This is a genomic window from Vibrio hepatarius, from assembly GCF_043642085.1.
Taxonomy (GTDB): Bacteria; Pseudomonadota; Gammaproteobacteria; order Enterobacterales; family Vibrionaceae; genus Vibrio; species Vibrio hepatarius_C.
Genome location: NZ_JBHZSA010000044.1, coordinates 1 through 1,442, shown reverse-complemented (window position 1 = coordinate 1,442; position 1,442 = coordinate 1). Strand labels below are relative to the sequence as shown.

Sequence of the window (1,442 nt, the reverse complement as noted above, 5' to 3'; positions counted from 1 at the left end):
GGCAAGTTCGAAATCAAGCTCAAATGCATGAACGTAATGGTGATGAACCTTATCAAAGTTCAGTGGATGCTATGAGCTACTGGCCTGAAAAAGAAACAGCCGTTGGTGTTCGTCAAACTGGCGTGAATCAATATGAAGTTGTATCAGCATTTGGGTTTGAGTCTTTATTTGGTCACTATGTCACTCATAATCCCAAAAGGTCACGAGCAACATTTGAAAATCGTGTAAATTCAAAAGGGTGGTTAGTTAGGTGGTCATCTTTGAAAATTGCGCCATAACAAGCAATTCAAGCTGATTCGCAACGCTCGGCGCTTTCGGTTTCAACTTGTTTGGTGATTACGGTGCAGTGTTTTAGTAAGGTGGCAGCGTTGCTCACAACTTAATTGGGCGTTAGGCATTCTGGAAAATTTAGAGTTCATCAAAGGAAAATAAATGTACTCAGCAAATGTATATAAAGTATTTTTAGCTTCACCTAGTGACGTTGCAAAAGAAAGACAAATTGCTCGTGAAGTGATTCAGAAATGGAATGACCTTCATTCGGAGGAAACCGGTGTCATCTTGCAAGCTATTGGTTGGGAGACTCACTCTTACTCTGCAATGGGGGATAGAGCGCAAGGGGTCCTAAATAAACAAATACTTCAAGATGCAGATTTCTTAATTGGCATGTTTTGGACTCGAATTGGTACTCCAACTGGTGATCATGAAAGTGGGACCCTTGAAGAAATCAGGGAACACATACAAAAGGATAAACCAGCGATGATTTGCTTTTCTGATCAACCAGTGCAAATGGGTTCTGTTGATCAAGAGCAGTATCAAAAACTGGTGGACTTCAAGGCGGAATGTTATCAAAAAGGTTTGGTTTCATCGTATGAAACGCTGGAAAACTTTAGCAATATTATTAACGAAGCCCTAATTCGGAGAGTAAACAAGCAAGACCCATTTGTTGGCTTTCATCGTGAAGAGTCTACGATAATTGACCTTTTTGGCGGCACACCTAGTCTAGCTAAGCACCAGTTAAGTGATGATGCTGCTGAATTGCTAGTTGAAGCTTCGAAAGACCGTAGTGGCGATATTATGAAAATAAGTTTCTTGGGCGGTTCGACATTGCAAACTAACGGAAAGCAAATGCTACAAAATGACTCTGCTAGAGAAATCGCAAGATGGGAAGCGGCTCTGAATAGTCTAGTTAACGAGGGCTTTGTTGAAGCCGTCGGTCATAAAGGGCAGGTCTTTAGAGTAACTCACTCTGGGTATGAGTACGTTGATCAGTTAAAAAATGCCTAACAATCTGTTTAAGAGTGATTCGCAACGCGTGGCATTTTTACTATGCGTTGTTTTAAGTGTTTAAGGTGGTATGCGGAAGCATCGGTATTGCGTTGCTCACACCTTAACAGGGCGTTATGTGAATAGGAGATTCCAATGAACAAGGTAGTCAAAGATCG

The 1,442-nt window shown here is 41.3% G+C and carries 2 protein-coding genes; both read left to right on the top strand.

Annotated elements, in window-relative coordinates:
- Positions 1-278 (top strand): nucleotidyltransferase family protein (locus ACHUFZ_RS21200; RefSeq protein WP_394128708.1); only part of this gene is annotated, 278 nt, incomplete at its 5' end.
- 154 nt (positions 279-432) lie between these two features.
- Positions 433-1,284 (top strand): DUF4062 domain-containing protein, encoded by an 852-nt coding sequence (locus tag ACHUFZ_RS21195; protein WP_152815886.1) that lies wholly within the window; start codon positions 433-435, stop codon positions 1,282-1,284.
- Positions 1,285-1,442: the final 158 nt, after the last annotated feature.